Origin of the sequence: Massilia sp. NP310, assembly GCF_019443485.1 — a bacterium.
Taxonomy (GTDB): domain Bacteria; phylum Pseudomonadota; class Gammaproteobacteria; order Burkholderiales; family Burkholderiaceae_D; genus Telluria; species Telluria timonae.
In genome coordinates, this window is the sequence record NZ_CP080379.1 from 5,073,397 (window position 1) to 5,096,103 (window position 22,707).

The following is a 22,707-nucleotide window of genomic DNA, read 5'->3' on the forward strand; positions in this document are numbered from 1 at the left end:
GGTTCGATGGGCCGTGTAGTCGTCAAGGGCCGGCAGGCCGAAGCCAATGCCCATGTGCCGCTGCCGATCCGCGACGGCGTCTCGCCCAGCTACCTGTGGCTGACCGAGACCCGCGCCGGTGGCATGCTGCGTTTTCTCACCGAGCGGTATCCGGACGTGAGCCGCGAGGCTTGGGCCGCGCGCCTGAACCGTGGCGAGATCGTCGATGCGAAAGGCGCTGCCCTGGGCCCCGACAGCCACGTGCGCCAGGGCATGCGCATCTGGTATTACCGCGAGCTGGAACAGGCCGAGACGCCGATCCCGTTCCACGAAAAAGTGCTGTTCCGGGACCAGCACATCCTGGTGGCCGACAAGCCGCACTTCCTGCCGACCATCCCGACCGGACGCTTCCTGAAAGAGACGCTGCTGGTGCGCCTGAAGCGCGCCCACGACCTGCCGCACCTGGTGCCGATCCACCGGCTCGACCGCGAGACGGCGGGCGTGGTGATCTTCTCGCACAATCTTGAATCGCGCGGGGCGTACCAATCGATGTTCCAGAAGCGGGTGGTGAAGAAGACCTATGAGGCGCTGGCGCCGATGATGGCGGGACGAGAATTCCCCTTCACCTACCGCAGCCGCATGCAGGATGCGGAGCAGTTTTTTGTGAGCGAAGAGGTGGAGGGCGAGCCGAATTCGGAGACGCTGATCGAGCTGATCGAGCGGCGAGGAAACCTGGCGCGTTATCGCCTGCATCCGCACACGGGCCGCAAGCACCAGCTGCGGCTGCACCTGTCGCGCCTCGGCGCGCCGATCGTGAACGACGCCTTCTATCCGGTCGCGCTGCCGTGCAAGGGCGACGATTTCAGGTCGCCGCTGCAGCTGCTGGCGCGCTCGATCGCCTTCGACGATCCCTTGAGCGGCCAGCCGCGCAGCTTCTGCAGCGATTTCAGCCTGGATTGGCCCTGAATCAGCGCTCGTAATCGATGATCAAGGGAGCGTGGTCGGAGAACTTGACGTCCTTGTAGACCGAGACGGCCTTGGCGCACTTGGCGAGGCCCGGGGTGGCGACATGGTAGTCGATGCGCCAGCCCACGTTCTTGGCATAGGCCTGCCCGCGGTTGCTCCACCAGGTGTACTGCTCGGGACGCGGGTCCAGGCCGCGGTGCACGTCGACCAGGCCCAGTTCGTCGAAGATGCGCGTCATCCAGGCGCGCTCCTCGGGCAGGAAGCCCGAATTCTTGAGGTTGCCCTTCCAGTTCTTGAGGTCGATCTCTTTATGCGCGATGTTCCAGTCGCCGCAGATCACGATTTCGCGGCCCTCGGCCTGCAGCTCCTGCAGGTGCGGCAGGAACACTTCCATGAAGCGGAACTTGGCCAGCTGGCGCTCGGGCGACGAGGAGCCCGACGGCGCATACAGCGAGATCACGGTCAGGTCGCCGAAGTCGCAGCGCGTGTAGCGGCCCTCGGCGTCGAACTCGACGCAGCCGAAGCCGATGCGGTGCTTGTCCGGGGCGGTGCGGCTGTAGACGCCGGTGCCCGAATAGCCCTTCTTCTCGGCGTAGTGGAAGTGGCCATGGTAGCCGTGCGGGCGCAGGAAATCCTCGGTCATGTCGGCTTCCTGGGCCTTGAGCTCCTGGACGCAGATATAGTCGGCATCCTGCGTGGCGAGCCATTCGAAGAAGCCCTTCTTGTGGGCGGAACGGATGCCGTTCAGGTTCGCGGAAATAATTCGTGGCATGGTGATGATAAGACTGGTAATGGATCAGCGGGTTTAATGGCCACCCGGCAACAAGCGGGACAGTGTAGCGCGTTTTTGAACCGTCCGTCATGCCTGCCGACTGTTGCGGATATGCAGTAGATGCCGTGATGAAGGGCAACGATCTGTTACACTAGGCATTCTCCTGCATCACACGCCGCGTCAACTTCCTGACGTTGCATTGCCTCCTTCCCAAGTCCATGAACACTGACAAACCGCTACTCGCGGGCATCGTCGCTTCCGGCGTTTGCCTGCCCGCCGCATCGGACGCCGAGCTGGCCGACTTCGTGGAAAACGCCGTCGAAGGCCTGCACCGGGTGGGCCCGGACGGCACCATCCTGTGGGCCAACCGCGCCGAACTGCAGCTGCTCGGCTATGAGTGGGACGAATACGTCGGCCGCCACATCGCCGACTTCCACGCCGATCCGGCCACGATCGACTACATCCTGACGACCCTGCTGTCGGGCGGGGTGCTGTACGACCAGCCGGCGCGGCTGCGCTGCAAGGATGGCTCGATCAAGCATGTGCTGATCCACTCCAACGGGCATTTCGAGGACGGCCGGCTGCGCTACACGCGCTGCTTCACGCGCGACGCCACCGAGCGGCACGAGCGCGACGTGGCGCTGGCCCAGCGCGACGCCATGCTGCTCAATGCGCCGGTGGCGGCGGCCCTCCTGATGGGGCCCGAGCTGCGCTTCCACCTCGTCAATCGCCGCTATTGCGAACTGGTCGGCTCCAATGAACTGGTCGGACGCACCTTCGGCGAGGCTTTCCCGCGCCTGTCCGGCAGCGGCGTGGCCGAGCGCATTGCCCACGTGTTCGCCACCGGCGAGCCGTATCACGCGGAAGAACTGGCCCTCGGCCGCCTCGACCCCCAGGGCCAGCTGGAAGAGCGCTATTTCAAGTTCAGCCTGGAGCCGCTGACGGGCGTGGGCGGGCGGCCGGACGGCGTGATCCTGGTCGCGGTCGAGGTGACCGACCACGTGCGCAGCCGCCAGGCGATCGAGCGCGCCCATCGCGAGCGCGAACAGTTGCTGGTGGAGTTGAGCGCGGCCAGCCGGGCCAAGGACGAGTTCCTGGCCATGCTGGGCCATGAGCTGCGTAATCCCCTGTCGCCGATCGTCATCGCGTTGCAGCTGATGCGCATGCGCGGCGACGGCGCGCACGGCCGCGAGGGCGAGATCATCCAGCGCCAGGTGGACCATCTGGTGCGGCTGGTGGACGACCTGCTCGACGTCTCGCGCGTCACGCGCGGCAAGATCGAGCTCAAGGTCGAGCGGGTCGAACTGGCGCGGGTGGTCGACAAGGCGGTCGAGATGGCAAGCCTGCTGATCGAGCAGCGCCGCCACCGCCTCGAAGTCGAACTCGAACCCGGCCTGGCGTGGGAAGGCGATCCGGTGCGATTGGCGCAGGTGGTGTCGAACCTGCTGACCAATGCGGCGCGCTATACCGAGCCGGGTGGCCAGCTGTGGCTGCGCGTACTGCGCGTACTGCGCGACGGGCTTGAAGCGGTCGAGATCAGCGTGCGCGACACCGGCATCGGCCTCGCGCCCGAGGTGCGCGAACAGGTGTTCGAGCTGTTCTTCCAGGGCAAGCGCAGCATCGACCGCGCCGAAGGCGGACTCGGGATCGGGCTGGCGCTGGTGAAGAACATCGTCGAGCTGCACGGCGGCAGCGTCCATGCGCACAGCGAGGGACGCGGCCTGGGCAGCGAATTCGTGGTGCGCCTGCCGCTAAGCAGCGTAGCCCAGGCGCCGGCGCCATCGGAGCCGGCGCCGGCTCCGATGGCGGGCGTCGCCTCGCAGCGCGTGCTGCTGGTGGACGACAATGCCGACGGCGCCGATACCCTGGGCCGCCTGCTGCGTGCGCACGGCCACGCGGTCGAGGTGTACCACGATCCGGTCGGCGCGCTGGCGGCGCTGGAGCGCTTCAGGCCCACGGTCGCCTTGCTCGACATCGGCCTGCCGGTGCTGGACGGCTACCAGCTCGCCGCGCGCATCCGCGCGCTGCCCGGCGGGGCGGGCTGCCGCCTGGTGGCGCTGAGCGGCTACGGGCTGGCGGCCGACCATGCGAGGAGCGAGGCGGCCGGCTTCGAGCGCCACCTGGTCAAGCCGGTCAATCCGGACGAGGTGGCGCGGGTGGTCGCGGCCGACGCCGCGACGGATTAAAATAGCCGCTTTCGACATTCAGGGAGAGAGTACATGAGCGATCTGCGCCAGCAATTCATCGGGTTTTCGGTCGAGGCCGAGGTATTGAAGTTCGGCCAATTCACGACCAAGGCCGGCCGCCTGTCGCCGTACTTCTTCAACGCCGGCCTGTTCCACGACGGCGCCACGCTGGGTAAACTCGCCCAGTTCTACGCCCAGACCCTGCTCGATTCGGGCGTCGAATTCGACATGCTGTTCGGCCCTGCCTACAAGGGCATCACCCTGGCCAGCGCCACCGCCGTGGCCCTGGCCGCGAAGGGCCGCGACACCTCGTTCGCCTACAACCGCAAGGAAGCGAAGGATCACGGCGAGGGCGGCACCATCGTCGGCGCCAAGCTGCAGGGTAAAGTGGTGATCATCGACGACGTGATCTCGGCCGGCACCTCGGTGCGCGAATCGGTGACGATGATCCGCGCCGCCGGCGCCGAACCGGCCGCCGTACTCATCGCGCTGGACCGCATGGAGCGTTCGGGGAAGGACGACGCGCTGTCCGAACTGTCGGCAGTGCAGGAAGTCGCGCGCGAGTTCAACATCCCCGTGATCTCGATCGCCAACCTCGAAGACCTGTTCACCTACCTCGACACCCACACCCAGGACGAGCGCCTGTCCCAGCACAAGGACGCCGTCGCCGCATACCGCACCCGCTACGGTATCTAACATGTGAAAACAATGAGGGTCAGCGTCGCATTACTGGCAGTTCCGGGAAACTGCTCAATAATGCGACGCTGACCCTCATTGTCGATGGCTGAGGGTTAGCCGGCGAGTTTTTGTTTCAGCAGTTCGGTCACCTGGGCCGGGTTCGCCTTGCCCTTCGACGCCTTCATCGTCTGGCCGATCAGGGCGTTGATGGCGGCTTCCTTGCCGGCGCGGTATTGCTCGACCGACTTGGCGTTGGCGGCCAGGACTTCGTCGACGATCGCTTCCAGCGCGCCCGTGTCCGAGATCTGCTTCAGGCCCTTCTGGTCGATCACGGTGTCGGCCAGGTTTTCGTCGTCCGATTTGGCTTCCCACATCGCGGCGAAGACTTCCTTGCCCGCCTTGTTCGAGATCGTGCCGTCGGCGATGCGCTTGAGCAGCAGCGCCAGTTGCGCCGCGCTCACCGGCGCGTCGCCGATGTCCACGCCTTCGCGGTTCAGGGTCGACGAGACGTCGCCCATCATCCAGTTGGCGGCCGCCTTGGCGTTTTCCTTGCCGGCCTTGGCCACCACGGCTTCGTAGTAGCCCGCCATCGCCTTCGACGAGGTCAGGACCAGGCTGTCGTACTCCGGCAGGCCATACTCGCCCGTGAAGCGCGCGCGCAGGGCGCCCGGCAGCTCCGGCATCCCGGCCTTCACGCGGTCGATCCAGTCCTGGCCGATCACCAGGGGAGGCAGGTCGGGGTCGGGGAAGTAGCGGTAATCCTGGGCGTCTTCCTTGGTGCGCATCGAGCGCGTCTCCTTGCGGTCCGGGTCCCACAGGCGCGTCGCCTGGATCACCTTGCCGCCGTCCTCGATCAGCTCGATCTGGCGCCGCACCTCGTAGTGGATCGCCTCTTCCATGAAGCGGAACGAGTTCAGGTTCTTGATCTCGCAGCGGGTGCCGAATTCCTTCTGGCCGACGGGGCGCACAGAGACGTTGACGTCGCAGCGGAACGAACCCTCCTGCATATTGCCGTCGCAGACGCCCAGCCACATCACCAGCGAGTGCAGGGCCTTGGCATACGCCACCGCCTCGGCGGCGCTGCGCATCTCGGGCTCGGACACGATCTCGAGCAGCGGCGTGCCGGCGCGATTCAGGTCGATGCCGCTCATGCCGGCATAGTCTTCGTGCAGCGACTTGCCGGCGTCTTCCTCGAGGTGGGCGCGGGTCAGATTGACGGTCTTGGTCTCCAGCTTGCCGTCTTTTTCATAGGCGAAGCTGATGGTGCCGCCCTGGACCACCGGATCCTCGAACTGGCTGATCTGGTAACCCTTCGGCAGGTCGGGATAAAAGTAGTTCTTGCGCGCGAAGACCGATTGCGGCGCGATCTTCGCGCCGACCGCCAGGCCGAAGCGGATCGCGCGCTCGACCGCGCCGCGGTTCAGCACCGGCAGCACACCCGGCAGCGCCAGGTCGACCGGGCTGGCCTGCGTGTTCGGCTCGGCGCCGAAGCGGATCGAGCTGCCGCTGAAGATTTTCGATTGGGTCGTGAGCTGGACGTGGTTCTCAAGACCGATGACGACTTCCCATTGCATAGTGTTCTCTCTTTGTTCAGTAGCGTCGCGGATCACACGCCTTCGGGCGTGCGCTTGTGCCAGTCGGTCGCCTGCTGGTACTGGTGCGCGATGTTCAGCAGCTTCGCCTCGGCGAAGTAGTTGCCGATGATTTGCAGGCCCACCGGGCGCTTGCCGTTCGCTTCACTGCCTTCCTTGCCTGCTCCGAAACCGCAGGGGATCGACATGCCGGGCAGGCCGGCCAGGCTGGTCGACAGCGTGAAGATGTCGGCCAGGTAGTTCGCCACCGGGTCATTGGTCTTCGAGCCCAGGTCCCAGGCCACCGTCGGCGCCACCGGCCCCATGATCACGTCGCATTTGTCCGCGAACGCAGCCTGGAAGTCGTCCGCGATCAGGCGCCGGATCTTTTGCGCCTGCACGTAATAGGCGTCGTAGTAGCCGTGGCACAGCACGTAGGTGCCGACCATGATGCGGCGTTTCACCTCGCTGCCGAAGCCTTCGGCGCGGGTTTTGCGGTACATGTCCTGCAAATCCTTGTACTCCGCTGCGCGGTGGCCGTAGCGCACGCCGTCGAAGCGCGACAGGTTCGACGAGGCTTCCGCCGGCGCGATGATGTAGTAGGTCGGAATCGACAGCGCCGTTTTCGGCAGCGAGATGTCGACCAGTACCGCGCCCAGTTTCACGAACTGCTCGAGCGCCGCGCGCACCGCGCCTTCGACGTCGCTGGCCAGGCCTTCGCCGAAGTATTCCGAAGGCACGCCGATGCGCAGGCCGGCCAGCGGCTTGTTCAGGTCGCGCGTATAGTCTTCGCGGACGTTGCCCTGTTCGACCGTGAGGCTGGTCGAATCGCGTTCGTCGAAGCCGATCATTTCGTTGAGCAGCAGAGCGCAGTCCTCGGCGGTCTGGGCGATCGGGCCGCCCTGGTCCAGCGACGAGGCGAAGGCGATCATGCCGAAGCGCGACACGCGGCCATAGGTCGGCTTGATGCCGGTGACGCCGCAGAAGGCGGCCGGCTGGCGGATCGAGCCGCCGGTGTCGGTCGCGGTGGCGGCCGGCGCCAGGCGCGCGGCGATCGCCGCGGCCGAGCCGCCCGACGAACCGCCCGGCACGGCTGCTGCGTCCCATGGGTTCTTCACCGCGCCATAGGCCGAGTTCTCGTTGGCCGAGCCCATCGCGAATTCGTCCAGGTTGACCTTGCCCAGGGTGACCATGCCGGCCGCGTTGAAGCGGTCGACGACGGTCGCGTCGAACGGGCTGACGTAACCGTCCAGCATCTTCGAGCCGGCCGTGGTGCGCCAGCCGCGGGTGACGAAGATGTCCTTGTGCGCGATCGGCACGCCGGTCAGCGGGCCGGCCGTGCCTTGCGCGAAGCGGGCGTCGGCGGCCGCGGCCTGGGCCAGCGTCAGTTCGTGGTCCACGTGCAGGAAGGCATTGTGCCCGCTCGCGTCGATGCGGCCGAGGTAGTGGCGCGCCAGCTCGGTCGCGGACACCTGTTTCGAGTGCAGGAGCGCGGACAGCTCCTTGATGGTCTTGTTATGCATGTGCGTGTCGATTCTCTAGCGATTTTCTGGGCGGTTTACTCGATGACCTTCGGCACCAGGTACAGGCCATCCTGCGCCTTCGGCGCCGGCGCCTGGTAGTCTTCGCGGCGGTTCTCTTCGGTGACCGCGTCGTCGCGCAGGCGCAGCGGCAGGGCCAGGATGGCCGACAGCGGCTGGGCCAGCGGCGCCACGCCGGTGGTGTCGACCGCCTGCATCTGCTCGGCCAGCGCGAAGATGCCGTTCAGCTCGGCCAGCGCGGTCTCGGCATGGGCGTCATCCATGTCGAGCTGGGCCAGGTTGGCGATGCGTTTTACGTCGGAAAGGGTCAGGGACATGGCTATATGGCACGCCATCAGCGCGCAAAAAGTGATTCGGCGAATATGAATGTTAGCAAGTTGTCAGCGAACGGCTTCTTAAAGGCGATAAAACCCTGCAAACACCGCTCAAATCGCTTGCAATTCGGTGGGGAAAACCACCTGTATTCAGCATGTAAACGACAAATTATAAGGTAGAATGGCGGGCTAATGCGTTGTCGTGCCGAAAGCCCGGCGCCCGCGCATGCGAAGTCCGCGGTGCCCATGCGTGGCAGGTGCGGCACAGAATCCCCGATCAATGTTTAGGCGCACATTGATGCGCATCAGGACACCCATGTTTGGTTTTTTACGCAGCTACTTCTCGAATGACCTGGCGATCGACCTCGGCACCGCCAACACGCTGATCTACGTCCGCGGCCTGGGCATCGTCCTGGACGAGCCGTCGGTGGTCGCGATCCGCCAGGAAGGTGGCCCGAACGGCAAGAAGACCATCCAGGCAGTCGGCAAGGAAGCCAAGCAGATGCTGGGCAAGGTGCCCGGCAATATCGAAGCGATCCGCCCCATGAAGGATGGCGTGATCGCCGACTTCACCGTCACCGAGCAGATGCTCAAGCAGTTCATCCGCATGGTGCACGACTCGAAATTCTTCCGTCCGTCGCCGCGCATCATCATCTGCGTGCCGTGCGGCTCGACCCAGGTCGAGCGCCGCGCGATCCGCGAATCGGCGCTGGGCGCCGGCGCCTCGCAGGTGTACCTGATCGAAGAGCCGATGGCGGCCGCGATCGGCGCCGGCCTGCCGGTCTCGGAAGCGACCGGCTCGATGGTGGTCGACATCGGCGGCGGCACCACCGAAGTGGGCATCATCTCGCTGGGCGGCATGGTCTACAAGGGCTCGGTGCGCGTCGGCGGCGACAAGTTCGACGAAGCCATCGTCAACTACATCCGCCGCAACTACGGCATGCTGATCGGCGAACAGACCGCCGAAGCGATCAAGAAGGCGATCGGCTCGGCGTTCCCTGGCTCGGAAGTCAAGGAAATGGAAGTCAAGGGCCGCAACCTGTCGGAAGGCATCCCGCGCTCGTTCACCATCTCGAGCAACGAGATCCTGGAAGCCCTCACCGATCCGCTGAACCAGATCGTGTCGGCCGTGAAGAACGCGCTGGAACAGGCGCCGCCGGAACTGGGCGCCGACATCGCCGAAAAAGGCATGATGCTGACCGGCGGCGGCGCGCTGCTGCGCGACCTCGACCGTCTCCTGATGGAAGAAACCGGCCTGCCGGTGCTGGCCGCCGAAGATCCGCTGACCTGCGTGGTGCGCGGCTCGGGCATGGCCCTCGAGCGCATGGACAAGCTTGGTTCGATCTTCTCGTACGAATAAGACGCGCGTGATCAACCGGGGCGGGCAGGGCGTGCGGTCACAAGCTGCGCGCATCTGCCCGCCTTGGTATTGACCGCCCGCGTTATCACCAACGGACGTCATGGAATACAGTCCTCCGCCGCTGTTCAAGCAAGGCGCCCCGGCACGAGTCAAGGCCATGGTGTGCGCCTTGATCGCCATCGTATTGCTGTTCGTCGACGCCCGCATGGGATTGCTGTCCGGCGTGCGCCAGGTGGCCGCCACCGTGCTCTATCCGATGCAGATGGTGGCCCTGATGCCGCGCGAGGCGCTGGCCAATATGGGCGATTATTTCTCGTCGCTGTCGACCTTGCAGAAGGAAGTGCAGGCCCTCAAGCACCAGGAGCTGGCGCGCGCCCAGTTGCTGCAGCAGGCCCAGTTCCAGATGGCCGAGAACGCGCACCTGCGGCGCCTGATGGAAGGCAAGCAGCAGTTGCCGGTGCAGTCGCAGATGGCCGAGATCCTGTACGACGCGCGCGACCCGTCCACCCGCCGCATCGTGATCAACCGCGGCTCGCGCGACGCCGTGTCGCTCGGCCTGCCGGTGATCGACCACGCCGGCGTGGTCGGCCAGGTCACCCGCGTGTTCCCGTTCACCTCCGAAGTCACGCTGCTGACCGACAAGGACCAGGCCATTCCGGTGCAGGTGCTGCGCAGCGGCTTGCGCAGCATCGTCTATGGCCGCGGCAATACGGGCCTGCTCGACCTGCGCTTCGTGGCCCAGGACGCCGACATCCAGGTCGGCGACGTGCTGGTGACCTCGGGCCTGGACGGCATGTACCCGGCCGGCCTGGCGGTGGCGCGCGTGACCCAGGTCGAGAAGGCGGCCGGCTCGTTCGGCCGCGTGGTCGGCCAGCCGCTGGCCGGCATCGACCGCAATCGCCAGGTGCTGGTGATCATGTCGCACAATCCCTTGCCGCCGCGCCCGGCGCCAGAGGCGCCGTACAGCGGCAGCCGGCGCAATATGCCGAAGATGCCGGCGGTGCCGACGCCGCCGCTGCCGGCCGCGCCGCTGCCGGCGGCCGGCGCGCCCGCCGCCGCCAACGGCGCGCCAGCGCCGACGCCGGCCAACCAGCCTGCGGCAACGCCGCCCGTGGCCCAGCCCACGCCACGTCCGGCGGCGCCCGCCGCCACGCCACCTGCAGCGACCGCGCCCGCGCCGGCCGCCCGAACGGAGTAAGCCGCCATGCCCGGTCGCCGTCCGCATTACATCCTGCTGCCCGTCAGCCCGCTGTTCATCGCCTTCAGCCTGGTGTGCGCCTTCATGCTCAACCTGATGCCCTGGGGGCGCTGGGTCGGGGCGCCCGACTTCGTCGCGCTGGTGCTGGTGTTCTGGGGCATCCACCAGCCGCGCAAGGTCGGCATCGGCGTCGCCTTCTGCATGGGCCTGTTGATGGACGTGCACGACGCCAGCCTGCTGGGCGAGAACGCGCTCGCCTACACCGTGCTGTCCTACCTGGCCATCATGATCCACCGCCGCGTGCTGTGGTTCCCGCTGCTGACCCAGGCCATGCACGTGTTCCCGCTGCTGCTGCTGGCGCAGGCCATCCAGCTGGTCGTGCACCTGGTGGTCTCCGGCCGCTTCCCCGGCCTGCTGCCGTTCGTCGAGAGCGTGGTGGCGGTGGCGCTGTGGCCGCTGATCACCTGGCTGCTGCTGGCGCCCCAGCGGCGCGCCGTCGACCGCGACCATACCCGCCCCATCTGACCAGGTTTGCCCAGGAATGACCGAGTTCAAGGATAGCGACCGCGAGATCCACCAGTTCCGGATGCGCCTCACGGCGCTGGTGGCGCTCGTCTTCATCTGCTTCGGCCTGCTGGTCGCGCGCGTGGTCTGGCTGCAGGTGCTGCACCACGACCAGTACGCGGCGCAGGCCGAGGACAACCGCATCGCGCTGGTGCCGATCGTGCCCAACCGCGGCCTGATCGTGGACCGCAACGGCGTGGTCCTGGCGCGCAACTATTCCGCCTACACGCTCGAGATCACGCCGTCCAAGCTGCAGGCCGACATGGAGTCGGTGATCGACGAGCTGGCCAAGCTGGTCGAGATCGACGCGCGCGACCGGCGCCGCTTCAAGCGCCTGCGTGAAGAGTCGCGCAGCTTCGCCAGCATCCCGCTGCGCACCCGCCTGACCGACGACGAGGTGGCGCGCTTCACCGCCCAGCGCTTCCGCTTTCCCGGCGTCGAAGTCCAGGCGCGCCTGTTCCGCCAGTACCCGATGGGCGAGGTGGCCTCGCACGTGATCGGCTACATCGGCCGCATCAACGCCAAGGAAGCCGCCGCGATCGAGGAGGGCGACGACGCCGCCAACTACAACGGCACCGACCATATCGGCAAGGAAGGCGTCGAGAAGCGCTACGAGCGCCAGCTGCACGGCATCACGGGCTACGAGCAGGTCGAGCGCTCGGCCGGCGGCCGCGCGATCCGCACGCTCAAGCGCACGCCGCCAGTGCCGGGCAGCAACCTGATCCTGTCGATCGACATCGAGCTGCAGAAGATCGCCGAGGAGGCCTTCGGCGACCACCGCGGCGCGCTGGTGGCGATCGAGCCCGCGACCGGCGACGTGCTGGCCTACGTTTCGCGGCCGGGCTTCGATCCGAACCTGTTCGTCGACGGCATCGACTACCAGAGCTGGAACGAGCTGAACACCTCGCTCGACCGGCCGCTGATGAACCGTCCGCTGTCGGGCACCTATCCGCCGGGTTCGACCTTCAAGCCCTTCATGTCGCTGGCGGCGCTCGAGCTGGGTTACCGCCGTCCGCAGGACGCGATCCGCGATCCCGGCTTCTTCATCCTGGGCGGACACCGCTTCAACGACGACAAGCCGGGCGGCCACGGCATCGTCAACATGTACCACTCGATCGCCCATTCGTGCGACACCTATTACTACCAGCTGGGCAACGAGATGGGGATCGACAACATCTCGAAATTCATGAGCGAATTCGGCTTCGGCCATCCGACCGGGATCGACCTCGATCACGAAAAGACCGGCGTGCTGCCGTCGAAGGAATGGAAGGCCGAGCGCTTCAAGCGCAACCGCGCGGCCCAGAAATGGGTGGGCGGCGACACCATCTCGATCTCGATCGGCCAGGGCTTCAACAACTACACCATGCTGCAACTGGCGCATGCGACCGCGATCCTGGCCAATGACGGCGTGGTGATGAAGCCGCACCTGGTCAAGATGGTCGAGGATGGCGTGACCCGCGAGCGCACCCTGACCGTGCCCAAGGAGACCCGGCGCCTGTCGATGAAGCAGGAGCACCTCGATTTCATCAAGGATGCGATGGCCGGCGTGATGCGCGAAGGCACCGGGCAACGCGCGTTTTCGACCGCCACGTACACGTCGGCCGGCAAGACCGGCACCGCGCAGGTGATCGGCCTGCGCGGCAAGAAGTACGACGCCAACGCGATCGACGAACGCCATCGCGACAATGCGCTGTTCACCGCCTTCGCGCCGGTCGAGCAGCCGCGCATCGCGCTGGCGATGATCGTCGAGAACGCCGGTTTCGGCGGCGTCGTGGCGGCGCCGATCGCGCGCAAGGTGCTCGACTATGCGATCCTCGGCAAGCGTCCTGCGCCGCCGCCGGAGCCGAAGGATAGCGCCCGTCCCGCCACCGTCAAGGCGGCCGCGCCGGCCGCTGCAGCCGCTGCGCCCCAACCTTCGGCCCCCGCCACCGCCACCCGAACCGAATAAGCCATGGCCCATATTCCAGAACGGCGCTCGCTGCGCCGCCGCCTGCGCCCGTACTTCACGGTGTTCGACCTGCCGCTGACCCTGATCCTGGCCATGCTGGTGACGATCAGCATGGTCACCATGATGTCGGCCGGCGCCGATTTCCCGGACCGGGTCGAGCACCAGATCCGCAACTTCCTGCTGTCCTTCGCCGTGATGTGGCTGGCCGCGAACATCGCGCCGCAAACCCTGATGCGGCTCGCGGTGCCGGTCTATGCGGTCGGCGTGGCCCTGCTGGTCGCGGTCGCGCTGTTCGGCCTGATCAAGAAGGGCGCGCAGCGCTGGCTGCACATCGGCGTCATCGACATCCAGCCGTCCGAGATCATGAAGATCGGCCTGCCGCTGATGCTGGCCTGGTACTTCCAGACCCGGGCCCAGGTCGCCGGCTGGAAGCATTACATCGTGGCCGCCGTGATCCTGATGATTCCGGTCGCCCTCATCATGGAGCAGCCCGACCTCGGCACCTCGCTGCTGGTCGCGTCGTCGGGCCTGTACGTGATCTTCCTGGCCGGCCTGTCGTGGAAGGCGATCGCGGCGGTGACGGCGAGCGTCGTGGCCTTCCTGCCGATCGGCTGGTCGATGATGCACGACTACCAGCGCCAGCGGGTGATGACCCTGATCGATCCGACTTCCGACCCGCTGGGCAAGGGCTTCCACATCATCCAGTCGATCATCGCGATCGGTTCGGGCGGCGTGACCGGCAAGGGCTATATGCAGGGCACCCAGGGCTACCTGGAATTCGTGCCGGAACGCACCACCGACTTCGTGTTCTCGGTGTATTCCGAGGAGTTCGGCCTGATCGGCAACCTGTTCCTGCTGTTCGTCTACCTGCTCTTGATCGGACGCGGCCTGATGATCGCAGCCAATGCGCCAAACGCCTTCGGCCGCTTGCTGGCCGGTTCGATCGCGATGATTTTCTTCACCTATGCCTTCGTCAATATGGGCATGGTTTCAGGGATATTGCCTGTAGTTGGGGTGCCACTACCGTTCATGAGCTATGGCGGCACGGCCTTCATCACGCTGGGCCTCGGCGCCGGCATCCTGATGAGCATCCAGCGGCATCGCAAGCTGGTGCAGACCTAGGGAAGCGCTGATTTATTCATGGCGGCGGTCTTGGCACGGAAAAAAGGCGCCCTGCTGCGTTGTAAATCCTCGCCATACCACGCGGTATGGCTGCGGTTTACGCCTTGCCGGGCGCCTTTTTCCGTCGCCAATCCCATCCGTCAGAATAAAACAGCGCTTCCCTAGGACGGCCAAGCCGTCCACGCGTCTAGCGAACCGGGCCGCCGCGCGCCGCGGGGCCTGCCGTGTGCACCTCGGTCAGCAAGGCCATCAAGCGGGAAATATCGACCGGCTTGGTGAAGAAATGGTCGAAGCCTGCCGCGAAGGCCTTGTCGCGGTCGGATTGCTGGCCATATCCGGTGACGGCAACCAGCACCGGAGGCGGCAGCCGCGGCATCGCGCGCAGCCGGCGCGCCAGCGCGTTCCCATCGAGCTCGGGAAGGCCGATGTCGAGCAGGCAGATGTCCGGCCTGATCGTCTCGACGTTGTCGAGCGCCCTCACCGAGCTCAGTTCGACCACGACGTCATGGCCGGCCGATTCGACCAGCATCGACAGCATGGCGGCGGCGTCGGCATTGTCGTCCACCACCAGCACTTTCAGCCCGCCCGCCGCCGGCGCGAGCCCCGTGGCGGAACCGGCGCTGCCGGCCGGCGCGGCATCGGGTTCGATCCGCGGCAGGGTCACGGTGAACCGGCTGCCCTGTCCGGCGCCCGCGCTATGCGCGCCGACGCTGCCTCCGTGCAGCTCGACCAGGTTGCGCACCAGGGCCAGGCCGATGCCCAGCCCGCCCTGGGTCCGGTCGGCATCGCGCTCGCCCTGGGCGAACAGATCGAACACGCGGCCGACCAGTTCGTGGGCCATGCCGATGCCGTTGTCGCTCACCGAGATGGCGACGTCGCGCTCCCGCACCTCGACCCGCATGTCGATCGCGCCGCCCGGCGGCGTGTACTTGGCCGCATTGTTGAGGAGATTGGCGAGCACCTGCACCAGCCGCTTGCGGTCGCCGCGAACGTAGGCCTTGCCCGCGCGGTAGATGCAGCGCAGCGCATGCTGGCGCTTTTCCATCAGCGGGCGCGCCTGTTCCTCGGCGTCGGCGATGACGTCGTGCACGTCGATCTCTCTCTGTTCCAGCGTGATCAGGCCGCGGGTCACGCGCGAGATGTCGAGCAGGTCGTCGACCAGCGCGGTCATGTGCGCGACCTGGCGCTGGATGACGGCGCTGGTCCGGTGTATCTTGTCCTCGTCGAGGCGGGCGGCGGCGAGCAGGTCGGCCGCGGCGCTGATCGGCGCCAGCGGGTTGCGCAGTTCATGCGCCAGCATCGCGAGGAATTCGTCCTTCAGGCGGCTTGACAGGCGCAGCGCTTCTTCGGCCCGGGCCCGCTCGATCGCGTCCCAGGTGCGCTCGGCCACGTCGGCGATGATCTCGAGTTCACCCGGCGTCCAGCGGCGCGGCACCGAATGGCCGACATTGAAGTTGGCGCGCAGCTGGCCACCCCGGTTCAGCGGCACGACGACGACCGACTGCATCCCGAGATCCAGGTAGGCCTGCGCATGCCCGGCTAGGTGCGGGTCGGCCGCGATGTCCTCGGCCACCACCGCCCGCGCGGCGCGCAGGCTTTGCAGCAGGTAGGGACTGAAAGTGGCAACCGATCCGTGTGGCGGCAGGCCGGGCAGGGCGGGCAGCTCGCCGCTGTGCGTCCATTGCGCGGGGATGTGGAAGCAGCCGGCCTGGTCGTCGATTTCGGCGTAATAGGCGCGCGTGACGCCCAGGTGCTGGCGGATCAGCCGGGTCGCCGTGCCGATGATGTCGTCGGTCGTCGCCATCCCCCTCAATTCGTCGGCCAGGTTCAGCTGGAAAGCGCGCCGGCGTTCCGCCATGACGCGCGCGCTCGTCTCGACCGCCGCGGTGAACATGCCGACGACGGCGCCCGAAATATCGCGGATCGGGCTGTACGAAAACGTGAAGTGGCACAGTTCCGGGTAGCCGTTGCGCAGCAGTTCGAGCGGCATGTCCTCGCCCCTGACCGCGATGCCGTCGTTCATCACCTGGTCGACCATGGCGCCGATCGTCGGCCAGATTTCGGGCCAGGTTTCCCGGGCCGGGCCGCCGAACGACGCCGGGTGCTTGCTCGAACCGAGGATCGGCCGGTAGAAATCGTTGTACAGCTGGATCAGGTCCGGGCCCCACCATATCGCGATCGGGAACTGCGATTCGAAACAGACGTTCACCTGCAGCCGCAAGGCGTCGGGCCAGGTGGATGGGTCGCCCAGGCCGGTGCGCGACCAGTCGGTCTGCCGCAGCAGGGTCACGGTGTCGCCGTTACCCGGCAGGTGATCGAAAATATGCGAAGAGTGCGGCATGGTTGAAAGTGGACAGACCGGCGATGCCGCAGTATGCCCTGTTTTTTTGCGTCGGAACCACACTTTCGGAACGATCATGGCACGCGAACGTCTTGCCAAAACGGCCATTATCGCATTCCGGCTTGATGCCTGCATATTGATGAGTCTGGCAAGACAACGTAAACTGGGGGTCGACCTAACACGATGGAGGACGGCCAATGGGCGTTCGTACAAGCTTCCTGGCGGTCATACCGGTTGCCATTCTAGTATCGGCCTGCAGCAGCACTGGGGAACACAAGCGGCTCAATCCTTTCCCCTGGCCGCACAAACCGACCGCCAAGCATGGCAAGGCGCCCCAGCTGCCGCCCGCCAAGTCGGGCCGCGGCGGCTACTACAAGGACGACGGCCCGGGCGACGACATCCCCGACGGCCTGCTCGACGTGCCGGACGCCGTGGTCAAGGCCGAGCCCTTCAACAAGTGGACCAGCCGTCCCTACACGGTGCTGGGCAAGACCTATACGCCGCTGGGAAATGACGAGCGGTACAGCGCGCGCGGCGTCAGCACCTGGTATGGCGTCAAGTTCCACGGCCAGCGCACGGCGTCCGGAGAACTGTACGATATGTACAAGATGACGGCCGCGCATCCGACGCTGCCGATCCCGTCCTATGTGCGCGTGACCAGCCTCGACACCGGCAATTCGGTGGTGGTGCGCATCAACGACCGCGGCCCCTTCCATTCCAGCCGCATCATCGACGTCTCGTACACGGCGGCGCTCAAGCTCGGGCTGCTGGGCAAGGGCAGCCATGAAGTCGAGATCGAGCGCCTGTTCCCGGGCGATCCGATCGTCCCGCCGGCGCAGATCGCGGCCGCGCGCCGCGAAGTCGCGTCGATCGCGCAATCGGCGCCGCCCGAGATCGAGGCGCTGATGCTGGAAGACCGGATTCATTCCGACAGCGCGGCGCTGGTGAGCCAGGCAGAGCCGGTGTCCGCGCCCGCGCCGGCCGGTCGCTTCTTCATCCAGCTCGGCGCCTATGGCCGCGCCGGCACCGCCGAGGCGATGGGAGAAAAGATCGCCGATGCCGGCGTCGAGCTGGGCAAGCTCGAAGTGGTGAAGGTGGGTTCCCTGAATCGCCTGTACGGCGGCCCCTACGCCAGCCGCGCCGAAGCGATGGAAGCCATGCGTGCGCTGCCGTCCAGCCTCGGCTTCAAGCCGATCGTGGTCCAGCGCTGATCGCCCCCTCGTCGAACGCGGCGCGCTGAATCTGCGCGCCATGAAAAATGGCCGGCGAACCGGCCATTTCTTCGAGCGGAAAAGAAGCGCTTATGCCTGTGCGGCGGTGCGGCGGCGGCGCAGGAAGCCGATGGCGGCCAGGCCGGCGCCGGCCAGCAGGACGCTCGACGGCTCAGGCACTTCGCCCGGCTCTTCAGTCGGCTCTTCCACCTTGGTGTAGTCGAGCAGGAGCTCGGAGTTGGTGAGCATCAGGTCGCCGAGCACTTTCAGCTTGAACGTCAGTTGGCCATCGTTCAGCAGCGCGTCGATGATGGACTGGTTCGTCACGGTGCCGCTGATGGTGAACTCACCGGTGTACGCCTTCTTCACGGTCGTCGTCGTGGTCGTGGTATCCGAATATTGCGAGTGCGATTGTTTGCAGATGAAGAAGAACCATTTCGTGCATTTTTGGCCGTCGTAAATTTCCTGGAAGCTCGACGGGGAGGTATAGCTCGACTCGAAGAGCTGGGTGCTTCCGCTTCCGAGCAGGAAGTCGCCGAACCACAGGGCGGCGCTCTCTTGTTCACCGGTATAGGTATGGGTATTGGTGACCGTCACATCACGGGTGCTCTTGCCATTCTTGACCTTGCCGTATTCGCCTTCGTCGCGGTCGCTGGTCGAGGTCAGTTTCATCAGTTCGCCATCGTCCTTGAAGGAGAACGAATACGACAGGCTATTGAAGGTATATTTTTCTGGCAGCGGCGTATCGTTGATGAAAGCGACTTTGTAGCTGCCCTGATCCAGCATCCCGTTGGCCAGCGAGCCGTTCAGCGAAATGGGTGCAGCGGCAGCGGTGGTCGACAGCGTGGCAGCGGCGAGCAGCAAGGCGGTGATGATCTGTTTCATGGTTTCCCCTCGGAACGTCAAATTATATTGGAACAACTTAATTTGATATAGAGCAAATAGTGTGCCAAGGATATAAGTGTTTGTTTTGGTTAATTAAAATTTCTTGAGGAAAATTAAGTGTAAAGATATTCGACAGCTTGCGGGTGGTCAACTGCACACCGCATAAAAAAGCGCGCCATGTGGCGCGCTGGATGGATGCGATACACGACCGCGACGTTATTCGCAGTTGCGCAAGTCGGCGCCGGAGAAGTTGCCGATGAGCGTGGAAAGCCGGTTGCGCGCACCGGCATCGATCGCCTGGTACTGGTAGGCGGGGCGCATGACTTGCGGGCCACGCGGCAGCACCCGCACACCGCGCACACCCTGGCGCTGCAGTTGCGCCACCAGCTTCTGGGCCGCGCTGTCGGTCTTGAACACGCCCAGCGAGATCGCCCAGCGCAGCGGCGAGTCGCCCTGCATGATGTAAAAATTCTCGACACCGCGTTCCTTGAGCTCGGCGGCGCGGCGCTGGGCGCCTTCGCGGCCGCCGTTGGGAGGCAGGTAGACCAGGCGGCTGGTCACTTCCTGGAAGGGGACGTCGACCCGCGACTGGCGCGCAGCGAGGTCCAGGCTGGCCACCCGGGTTTCGAAACGGCGGGCGTCGGCGGCGCTGAAGGGACCGGCCTGGACGCAGGCGATCAGGTCCGGCGCCACGGCGGCCGGCGGCGCCGGCTCCGGCGAGGGCGCGGCGGCGGATGGCTCGGCGCGGGCTTCGGCGTCGCCGGCTTCCATGGCCTCGGCCTCGTCCAGCGCGCGCTTGGCCTCGACCGCCGTCAGTTGCGTGATGCGTTCGGGCGCCAGCTGGTTGTTCAGCCGGCCTGGCTCGCGCTCACCGGCGCCGGGCTGGCCCAGCATGCCCTGGCCATACGCCAGCAAGGCCGCGTTCGCGGCCAGCAGCGCCCAGAATACGAATTTCAACACCGTGCTTCCCCCTCTCTCCAGGCGGTCGCCGCCTGCAGGCCGACCAGCACGATATTATCGACCACCCTGTGCGCGACCTTGAGCGCGGGCGCGATGGTCGGCGCCGCGCCGCCCGAGACGATGCAGGAAGAGGCGCCATGTCCGGCCACGGCGCGCTCGATGGCGCCGGCCTGGGCCGACAGCACGCCGGAGAGAATCGCGTCGTTGGTATTGTCGCCAAACAGCGCCGGCACGGCGCCAGGGACTACCTGCGGCAGCTGCGCCGTGTTGCTGGCCAGGCTGGACGCCATCAGCGCCAGGCCGGGCAGGATCATGCCGCCCACGAACAGGCCGTCGGCGCTCACCGCGTCGACCGTGGTCGCGGTGCCGCAGGTGGCGACGATCAGGTTCTGCCTGGGCGCCAGGGCGCGCGCGCCGATGGCGGCGGCGAAGCGGTCGCAGCCCAGGCGGCCGGGGTCGCGGTAGCCGTTGCGCAGGCCGGCGCGCTCCACGCTGGAGGCGAACCATTCGACCTCGATCCCGGCCGGCAGCAGGGCCGCGATGCGCCCGGCCAGCTGTGGGCCGGCGACGTTCGACACCAGCGCGCGGGTCACGCCGGCGCTCGCCCATCGGGCAGCTGCTTCGTCCAGCTGCGCATGCAGCACGGCGCCGTGCAGGCGCCACGCGCCGAGGGCGCTGCCGGCGTCGGCCAGCGCCCACTTGACGCGGGTATTGCCCGCGTCGACCAGCAGCATCATGTCTTCACCCGCAGCGAGACGTCGCCGGCCATCACGGTGATGCGGCCCTCCGACGTGTCGAGCAGCAGGCGGCCGCTGTCGTCGACGCCGGCGGCGCGGCCCTCGTGCCGCACCGCGCCGTGGTCGAGCAGGACCACGGTCTCGCCCTGCCAGGCGTGGCGCAGGTTCCAGCGCGCGGCGAAGGCGGCGAAGCCGCGCGCGGAAAACTCCGCCAGCGCCGCGGCCAGGCCGTCGAGCAGGGCCGCCATCAGGACGTCGCGCTCCATGCGCGCCAGCCAGGGCACGCCGGCCGCGCTGCGTCCCAGCTGCGCTTCCATCTCGTCCGGCATCAGGAGATTGAGGCCGATGCCGATCACGGTCCAGGTGCCGCCACCGGGCGCGGACTGGGTCTCGACCAGGATGCCGGCCAGCTTGTCGCCGTCCTTGAGCAGGTCGTTCGGCCATTTCAGCTGGACTTGCTGGCCCAGCGCGCCGAGCGTCTCGGCCAGCGCCACGCCGATTGCCAGCGGCAGGCCAACCAGCGCCTGCGGGCCGCCGTCGAACTTCCACGCCAGCGAAAAGGTCAGCGAACCTTCGGGCGAAGACAGCCAGCTGCGGCCGGCGCGACCGCGGCCGGCGGTCTGGTGTTCGGCCACCAGCAGCAATGGCGCTTCGAGCGTCGCGGCGCGCGCCAGCAGGTCGGCATTGGTGGAGCCGGTCTGCGCCACGACGTCGACCGCCACGCCGGCCTTCGACAGTGCGCGGATGGCATCGGCGTTCATGCTTCCCCCTGGCGCTGCTTGGTCGGCGCGCGCGCGAACAGGCGGTCGAACACGAAGTTGGGCAGCAGGCGCAGCAGCTTGGCGACGACGCCCATCTGCCAGGGTAATACGCGGTAGCTGTCGCCGCGCGCGATCACGGCGGCGGCTTGCGCCGCGAAGCGGTCGGCGGGCATCAGGAAGGGCATGGGAAAACGGTTCTTGCTGGTCATGGGGGTGTCGATATAACCGGGGGCGATCGTCACCACCCGGATGTTGGTCGCGCGCAGCTCGACCCGCAGCGCTTCGCAGTAGCTGTGCACGGCGGCCTTGCTGGCGCAGTAGGCGCCGGCGCCGCGCATGCCGCGCACGCCCGCCACGCTGCCGATGCCCACCAGGCGGCAGGGCGTCGCCTGCCGCCGCATGGGGGCAATGAACGGGGCGAAGGTGGCGACCGTGGCGTTCACGTTGGTGGCGAACACCGCGTCGAACACGGCCAGGTCGGCCGCGCGGTCGGTGAGCGTGCCGTGCGAAATGCCGGCGCTGGCGATGACGACGTCGGCGCCGCCGTTGGCGGCGATGAAGTCAAGCGCGGCCGCGGCCAGGCCGTCGCGATCGAGCACGTCGACCGCGTAGATGTGATGCCGTTCGGGGTGGGGCAGCGAGGCGGCCAGCGCAACCAGGTGGTCGCGCCGCCGCGCCAGCAGGCCAAGCGTGGCGCCGCGCGCGGCGTATTCGCGCGCCAGGGCGGCGCCGATGCCGCTCGAGGCGCCGGTGATGAAGACGCGCTCCGTCCGCGTCGACATGGGCTTAGCGCTGGTTGCGCACGATGGCGACGTCGATGCCGCTGTCGAGCAGCTTGGCGCGCGCCTTGTTGACGGCTTCGACTTGCGAGTAGGGGCCGACCCGCACCCGGTGCAGCACGCCGCTGTCGGTGCTGCGGTCGGTGATCGCGGCCTCGAAGCCGAGCAGGGCCAGCTTGGCGCGGGTGTTCTCGGCGTCCGACATCTCGCGGAAGGCGCCGGCCTGCAGGTAATAGATGTAGCCGTCGGTCACGGCCGCCGCGCCGGAGGCGGGGGCGGCGGTGTTGACCGGGCCCGGCGGCGGTGGCGGCGCGCTCGGGCGCGGCTCCTGCATGCCGGCGATGGCGGCGCCCAGCGGGTCGGAGTCGGGCTGCTGCTGTGGTGACGGCGCCGGCGCGCTCGCCGGCGCGCTCGGCTGGCTTGGCGCCTGCGGCACCGGCGCCCGGTTGCCGTACATCGGCTTGTTGGGATCGGACGCCTGGCTGGGCTCGAGGTCGGCCGGGCGGCCCATCTTGTTGGAACGATCGGTGAACGGCGAGGCGCCCTTGGTGATCACGAGCGCGACCGCCACCGCGATCCCCAGCCCGATGATCAGGCCGACGATGATGCCGGTCAGGGTGCTGCCGCGTTGATGGCGTTGGCTACGCTTCGAGAAGGTACGGATGACGGTCATGACGCTTTCTGGTGATGAGACGTTGGGCTTCGGTTCCAGTGCTGCCTGCACTTTAGGGCACTTCGAAAAACCTGCTGCGCGTTGCAGTTTCGGTCGGGCCGCGTAGGTCTGCGATGCTCACCGTACGGCCGTACGGTTGCGCTTCTCGACCGAAACTGCTG

Annotated in this window: 20 protein-coding genes; 9 read left to right on the top strand and 11 right to left on the bottom strand. The window is 66.9% G+C overall.

Annotation, left to right across the window (positions count from 1 at the left end; translation table 11 throughout):
• Positions 1–6: 6 nt before the first annotated feature.
• A complete protein-coding gene (locus KY496_RS22375) occupies positions 7–945 on the top strand; it encodes a pseudouridine synthase (RefSeq protein WP_219862505.1) in 939 nt (312 codons plus the stop codon).
• Position 946: 1 nt separating this feature from the next.
• Here the strand turns inward: KY496_RS22375 and KY496_RS22380 are convergent, their stop codons facing one another.
• Entirely contained in the window at positions 947–1,717 is a 771-nt protein-coding gene (locus KY496_RS22380; RefSeq protein WP_005667810.1) for an exodeoxyribonuclease III, read from the bottom strand.
• A gap of 218 nt (positions 1,718–1,935) precedes the next feature.
• Between KY496_RS22380 and KY496_RS22385 the strand changes: the two genes are divergently transcribed.
• Entirely contained in the window at positions 1,936–3,903 is a 1,968-nt protein-coding gene (locus KY496_RS22385; RefSeq protein ID WP_219862507.1) for an ATP-binding protein, read from the top strand.
• A gap of 33 nt (positions 3,904–3,936) precedes the next feature.
• Positions 3,937–4,599, top strand: coding sequence for an orotate phosphoribosyltransferase (gene pyrE / locus KY496_RS22390; RefSeq protein ID WP_219862509.1), 663 nt, complete (start codon positions 3,937–3,939; stop codon positions 4,597–4,599).
• Between the two features lie 95 nt (positions 4,600–4,694).
• Here the strand turns inward: pyrE and gatB are convergent, their stop codons facing one another.
• The 3 genes from gatB to gatC are packed head-to-tail and all read right to left on the bottom strand — an operon-like array spanning position 4,695 to position 8,010.
• The gene (gatB, locus tag KY496_RS22395) at positions 4,695–6,155 is read right to left on the bottom strand and encodes an Asp-tRNA(Asn)/Glu-tRNA(Gln) amidotransferase subunit GatB (protein WP_005667815.1); all 1,461 of its coding nucleotides are present in this window, start codon (positions 6,153–6,155) and stop codon (positions 4,695–4,697) included.
• 32 nt (positions 6,156–6,187) lie between these two features.
• Positions 6,188–7,675: an Asp-tRNA(Asn)/Glu-tRNA(Gln) amidotransferase subunit GatA gene (gene gatA, locus KY496_RS22400; RefSeq protein WP_184239687.1), complete on the bottom strand. Its 1,488-nt coding sequence runs from the start codon at positions 7,673–7,675 to the stop codon at positions 6,188–6,190.
• A 35-nt stretch (positions 7,676–7,710) separates the two neighbouring features.
• Entirely contained in the window at positions 7,711–8,010 is a 300-nt protein-coding gene (gene gatC / locus KY496_RS22405; RefSeq protein ID WP_005667818.1) for an Asp-tRNA(Asn)/Glu-tRNA(Gln) amidotransferase subunit GatC, read from the bottom strand.
• Positions 8,011–8,323: 313 nt separating this feature from the next.
• On the opposite strand from gatC, the gene KY496_RS22410 reads away from it, so the two are divergent.
• The 5 genes from KY496_RS22410 to rodA all read left to right on the top strand — a co-directional run bounded on the left by KY496_RS22410 (position 8,324) and on the right by rodA (position 14,199).
• The gene (locus tag KY496_RS22410) at positions 8,324–9,367 is read left to right on the top strand and encodes a rod shape-determining protein (protein ID WP_005667820.1); all 1,044 of its coding nucleotides are present in this window, start codon (positions 8,324–8,326) and stop codon (positions 9,365–9,367) included.
• Positions 9,368–9,467: 100 nt separating this feature from the next.
• Positions 9,468–10,565 carry a rod shape-determining protein MreC gene (gene mreC, locus KY496_RS22415; protein WP_219862511.1) on the top strand — a complete coding sequence of 366 codons (1,098 nt, stop codon included), beginning with the start codon at positions 9,468–9,470 and terminating at the stop codon, positions 10,563–10,565.
• A gap of 6 nt (positions 10,566–10,571) precedes the next feature.
• On the top strand, positions 10,572–11,090 hold the full coding sequence (gene mreD / locus KY496_RS22420; RefSeq protein ID WP_071360459.1) for a rod shape-determining protein MreD: 519 nt from the start codon (positions 10,572–10,574) through the stop codon (positions 11,088–11,090).
• A 16-nt stretch (positions 11,091–11,106) separates the two neighbouring features.
• Positions 11,107–13,077 carry a penicillin-binding protein 2 gene (mrdA, locus tag KY496_RS22425; protein WP_219862513.1) on the top strand — a complete coding sequence of 657 codons (1,971 nt, stop codon included), beginning with the start codon at positions 11,107–11,109 and terminating at the stop codon, positions 13,075–13,077.
• A gap of 3 nt (positions 13,078–13,080) precedes the next feature.
• Entirely contained in the window at positions 13,081–14,199 is a 1,119-nt protein-coding gene (gene rodA, locus KY496_RS22430; protein WP_219862515.1) for a rod shape-determining protein RodA, read from the top strand.
• Between the two features lie 187 nt (positions 14,200–14,386).
• On the opposite strand, the gene KY496_RS22435 is transcribed toward rodA, so the two are convergent.
• Positions 14,387–16,540, bottom strand: coding sequence for an ATP-binding protein (locus KY496_RS22435; RefSeq protein WP_219862517.1), 2,154 nt, complete (start codon positions 16,538–16,540; stop codon positions 14,387–14,389).
• A 197-nt stretch (positions 16,541–16,737) separates the two neighbouring features.
• On the opposite strand from KY496_RS22435, the gene KY496_RS22440 reads away from it, so the two are divergent.
• Positions 16,738–17,751 carry a septal ring lytic transglycosylase RlpA family protein gene (locus KY496_RS22440; RefSeq protein ID WP_219862519.1) on the top strand — a complete coding sequence of 338 codons (1,014 nt, stop codon included), beginning with the start codon at positions 16,738–16,740 and terminating at the stop codon, positions 17,749–17,751.
• A 90-nt stretch (positions 17,752–17,841) separates the two neighbouring features.
• Here the strand turns inward: KY496_RS22440 and KY496_RS22445 are convergent, their stop codons facing one another.
• The 6 genes from KY496_RS22445 to KY496_RS22470 form a co-directional block, all read right to left on the bottom strand.
• Positions 17,842–18,636, bottom strand: a complete 795-nt coding sequence (locus KY496_RS22445) for a PEP-CTERM sorting domain-containing protein (protein ID WP_005667833.1) — start codon at positions 18,634–18,636, stop codon at positions 17,842–17,844.
• Positions 18,637–18,852: 216 nt separating this feature from the next.
• Complete coding sequence (locus KY496_RS22450) at positions 18,853–19,596, bottom strand: SPOR domain-containing protein (protein ID WP_005667836.1); 744 nt, start codon at positions 19,594–19,596, stop codon at positions 18,853–18,855.
• Positions 19,590–20,333, bottom strand: a complete 744-nt coding sequence (locus KY496_RS22455) for a type III pantothenate kinase (protein ID WP_005667839.1) — start codon at positions 20,331–20,333, stop codon at positions 19,590–19,592. Before KY496_RS22455 ends, KY496_RS22450 begins: the two co-directional genes overlap by 7 nt.
• Positions 20,330–21,094, bottom strand: coding sequence for a biotin--[acetyl-CoA-carboxylase] ligase (locus KY496_RS22460; protein WP_071360454.1), 765 nt, complete (start codon positions 21,092–21,094; stop codon positions 20,330–20,332). Before KY496_RS22460 ends, KY496_RS22455 begins: the two co-directional genes overlap by 4 nt.
• Entirely contained in the window at positions 21,091–21,876 is a 786-nt protein-coding gene (locus KY496_RS22465; RefSeq protein ID WP_071360453.1) for an SDR family oxidoreductase, read from the bottom strand. Before KY496_RS22465 ends, KY496_RS22460 begins: the two co-directional genes overlap by 4 nt.
• A 4-nt stretch (positions 21,877–21,880) precedes the next feature.
• Positions 21,881–22,546, bottom strand: coding sequence for an SPOR domain-containing protein (locus tag KY496_RS22470; RefSeq protein ID WP_071360452.1), 666 nt, complete (start codon positions 22,544–22,546; stop codon positions 21,881–21,883).
• Between the last annotated feature and the right edge of the window lie 161 nt (positions 22,547–22,707).

Bases quoted from the DNA above. Each gene is read 5' to 3' on its own strand.
- gatC (WP_005667818.1), bottom strand. From the start codon at position 8,010: ATGTCCCTGACCCTTTCCGACGTAAAACGCATCGCCAACCTGGCCCAG.
- KY496_RS22385 (WP_219862507.1), top strand. From the start codon at position 1,936: ATGAACACTGACAAACCGCTACTCGCGGGCATCGTCGCTTCCGGCGTT.
- KY496_RS22410 (WP_005667820.1), top strand. From the start codon at position 8,324: ATGTTTGGTTTTTTACGCAGCTACTTCTCGAATGACCTGGCGATCGAC.
- mreD (WP_071360459.1), top strand. From the start codon at position 10,572: ATGCCCGGTCGCCGTCCGCATTACATCCTGCTGCCCGTCAGCCCGCTG.
- pyrE (WP_219862509.1), top strand. From the start codon at position 3,937: ATGAGCGATCTGCGCCAGCAATTCATCGGGTTTTCGGTCGAGGCCGAG.
- mrdA (WP_219862513.1), top strand. From the start codon at position 11,107: ATGACCGAGTTCAAGGATAGCGACCGCGAGATCCACCAGTTCCGGATG.
- mreC (WP_219862511.1), top strand. From the start codon at position 9,468: ATGGAATACAGTCCTCCGCCGCTGTTCAAGCAAGGCGCCCCGGCACGA.
- gatB (WP_005667815.1), bottom strand. From the start codon at position 6,155: ATGCAATGGGAAGTCGTCATCGGTCTTGAGAACCACGTCCAGCTCACG.
- KY496_RS22375 (WP_219862505.1), top strand. From the start codon at position 7: ATGGGCCGTGTAGTCGTCAAGGGCCGGCAGGCCGAAGCCAATGCCCAT.
- KY496_RS22455 (WP_005667839.1), bottom strand. From the start codon at position 20,333: ATGATGCTGCTGGTCGACGCGGGCAATACCCGCGTCAAGTGGGCGCTG.
- KY496_RS22465 (WP_071360453.1), bottom strand. From the start codon at position 21,876: ATGTCGACGCGGACGGAGCGCGTCTTCATCACCGGCGCCTCGAGCGGC.
- KY496_RS22470 (WP_071360452.1), bottom strand. From the start codon at position 22,546: ATGACCGTCATCCGTACCTTCTCGAAGCGTAGCCAACGCCATCAACGC.
- rodA (WP_219862515.1), top strand. From the start codon at position 13,081: ATGGCCCATATTCCAGAACGGCGCTCGCTGCGCCGCCGCCTGCGCCCG.
- KY496_RS22435 (WP_219862517.1), bottom strand. From the start codon at position 16,540: ATGCCGCACTCTTCGCATATTTTCGATCACCTGCCGGGTAACGGCGAC.
- KY496_RS22440 (WP_219862519.1), top strand. From the start codon at position 16,738: ATGGGCGTTCGTACAAGCTTCCTGGCGGTCATACCGGTTGCCATTCTA.
- gatA (WP_184239687.1), bottom strand. From the start codon at position 7,675: ATGCATAACAAGACCATCAAGGAGCTGTCCGCGCTCCTGCACTCGAAA.
- KY496_RS22445 (WP_005667833.1), bottom strand. From the start codon at position 18,636: ATGAAACAGATCATCACCGCCTTGCTGCTCGCCGCTGCCACGCTGTCG.
- KY496_RS22380 (WP_005667810.1), bottom strand. From the start codon at position 1,717: ATGCCACGAATTATTTCCGCGAACCTGAACGGCATCCGTTCCGCCCAC.
- KY496_RS22460 (WP_071360454.1), bottom strand. From the start codon at position 21,094: ATGAACGCCGATGCCATCCGCGCACTGTCGAAGGCCGGCGTGGCGGTC.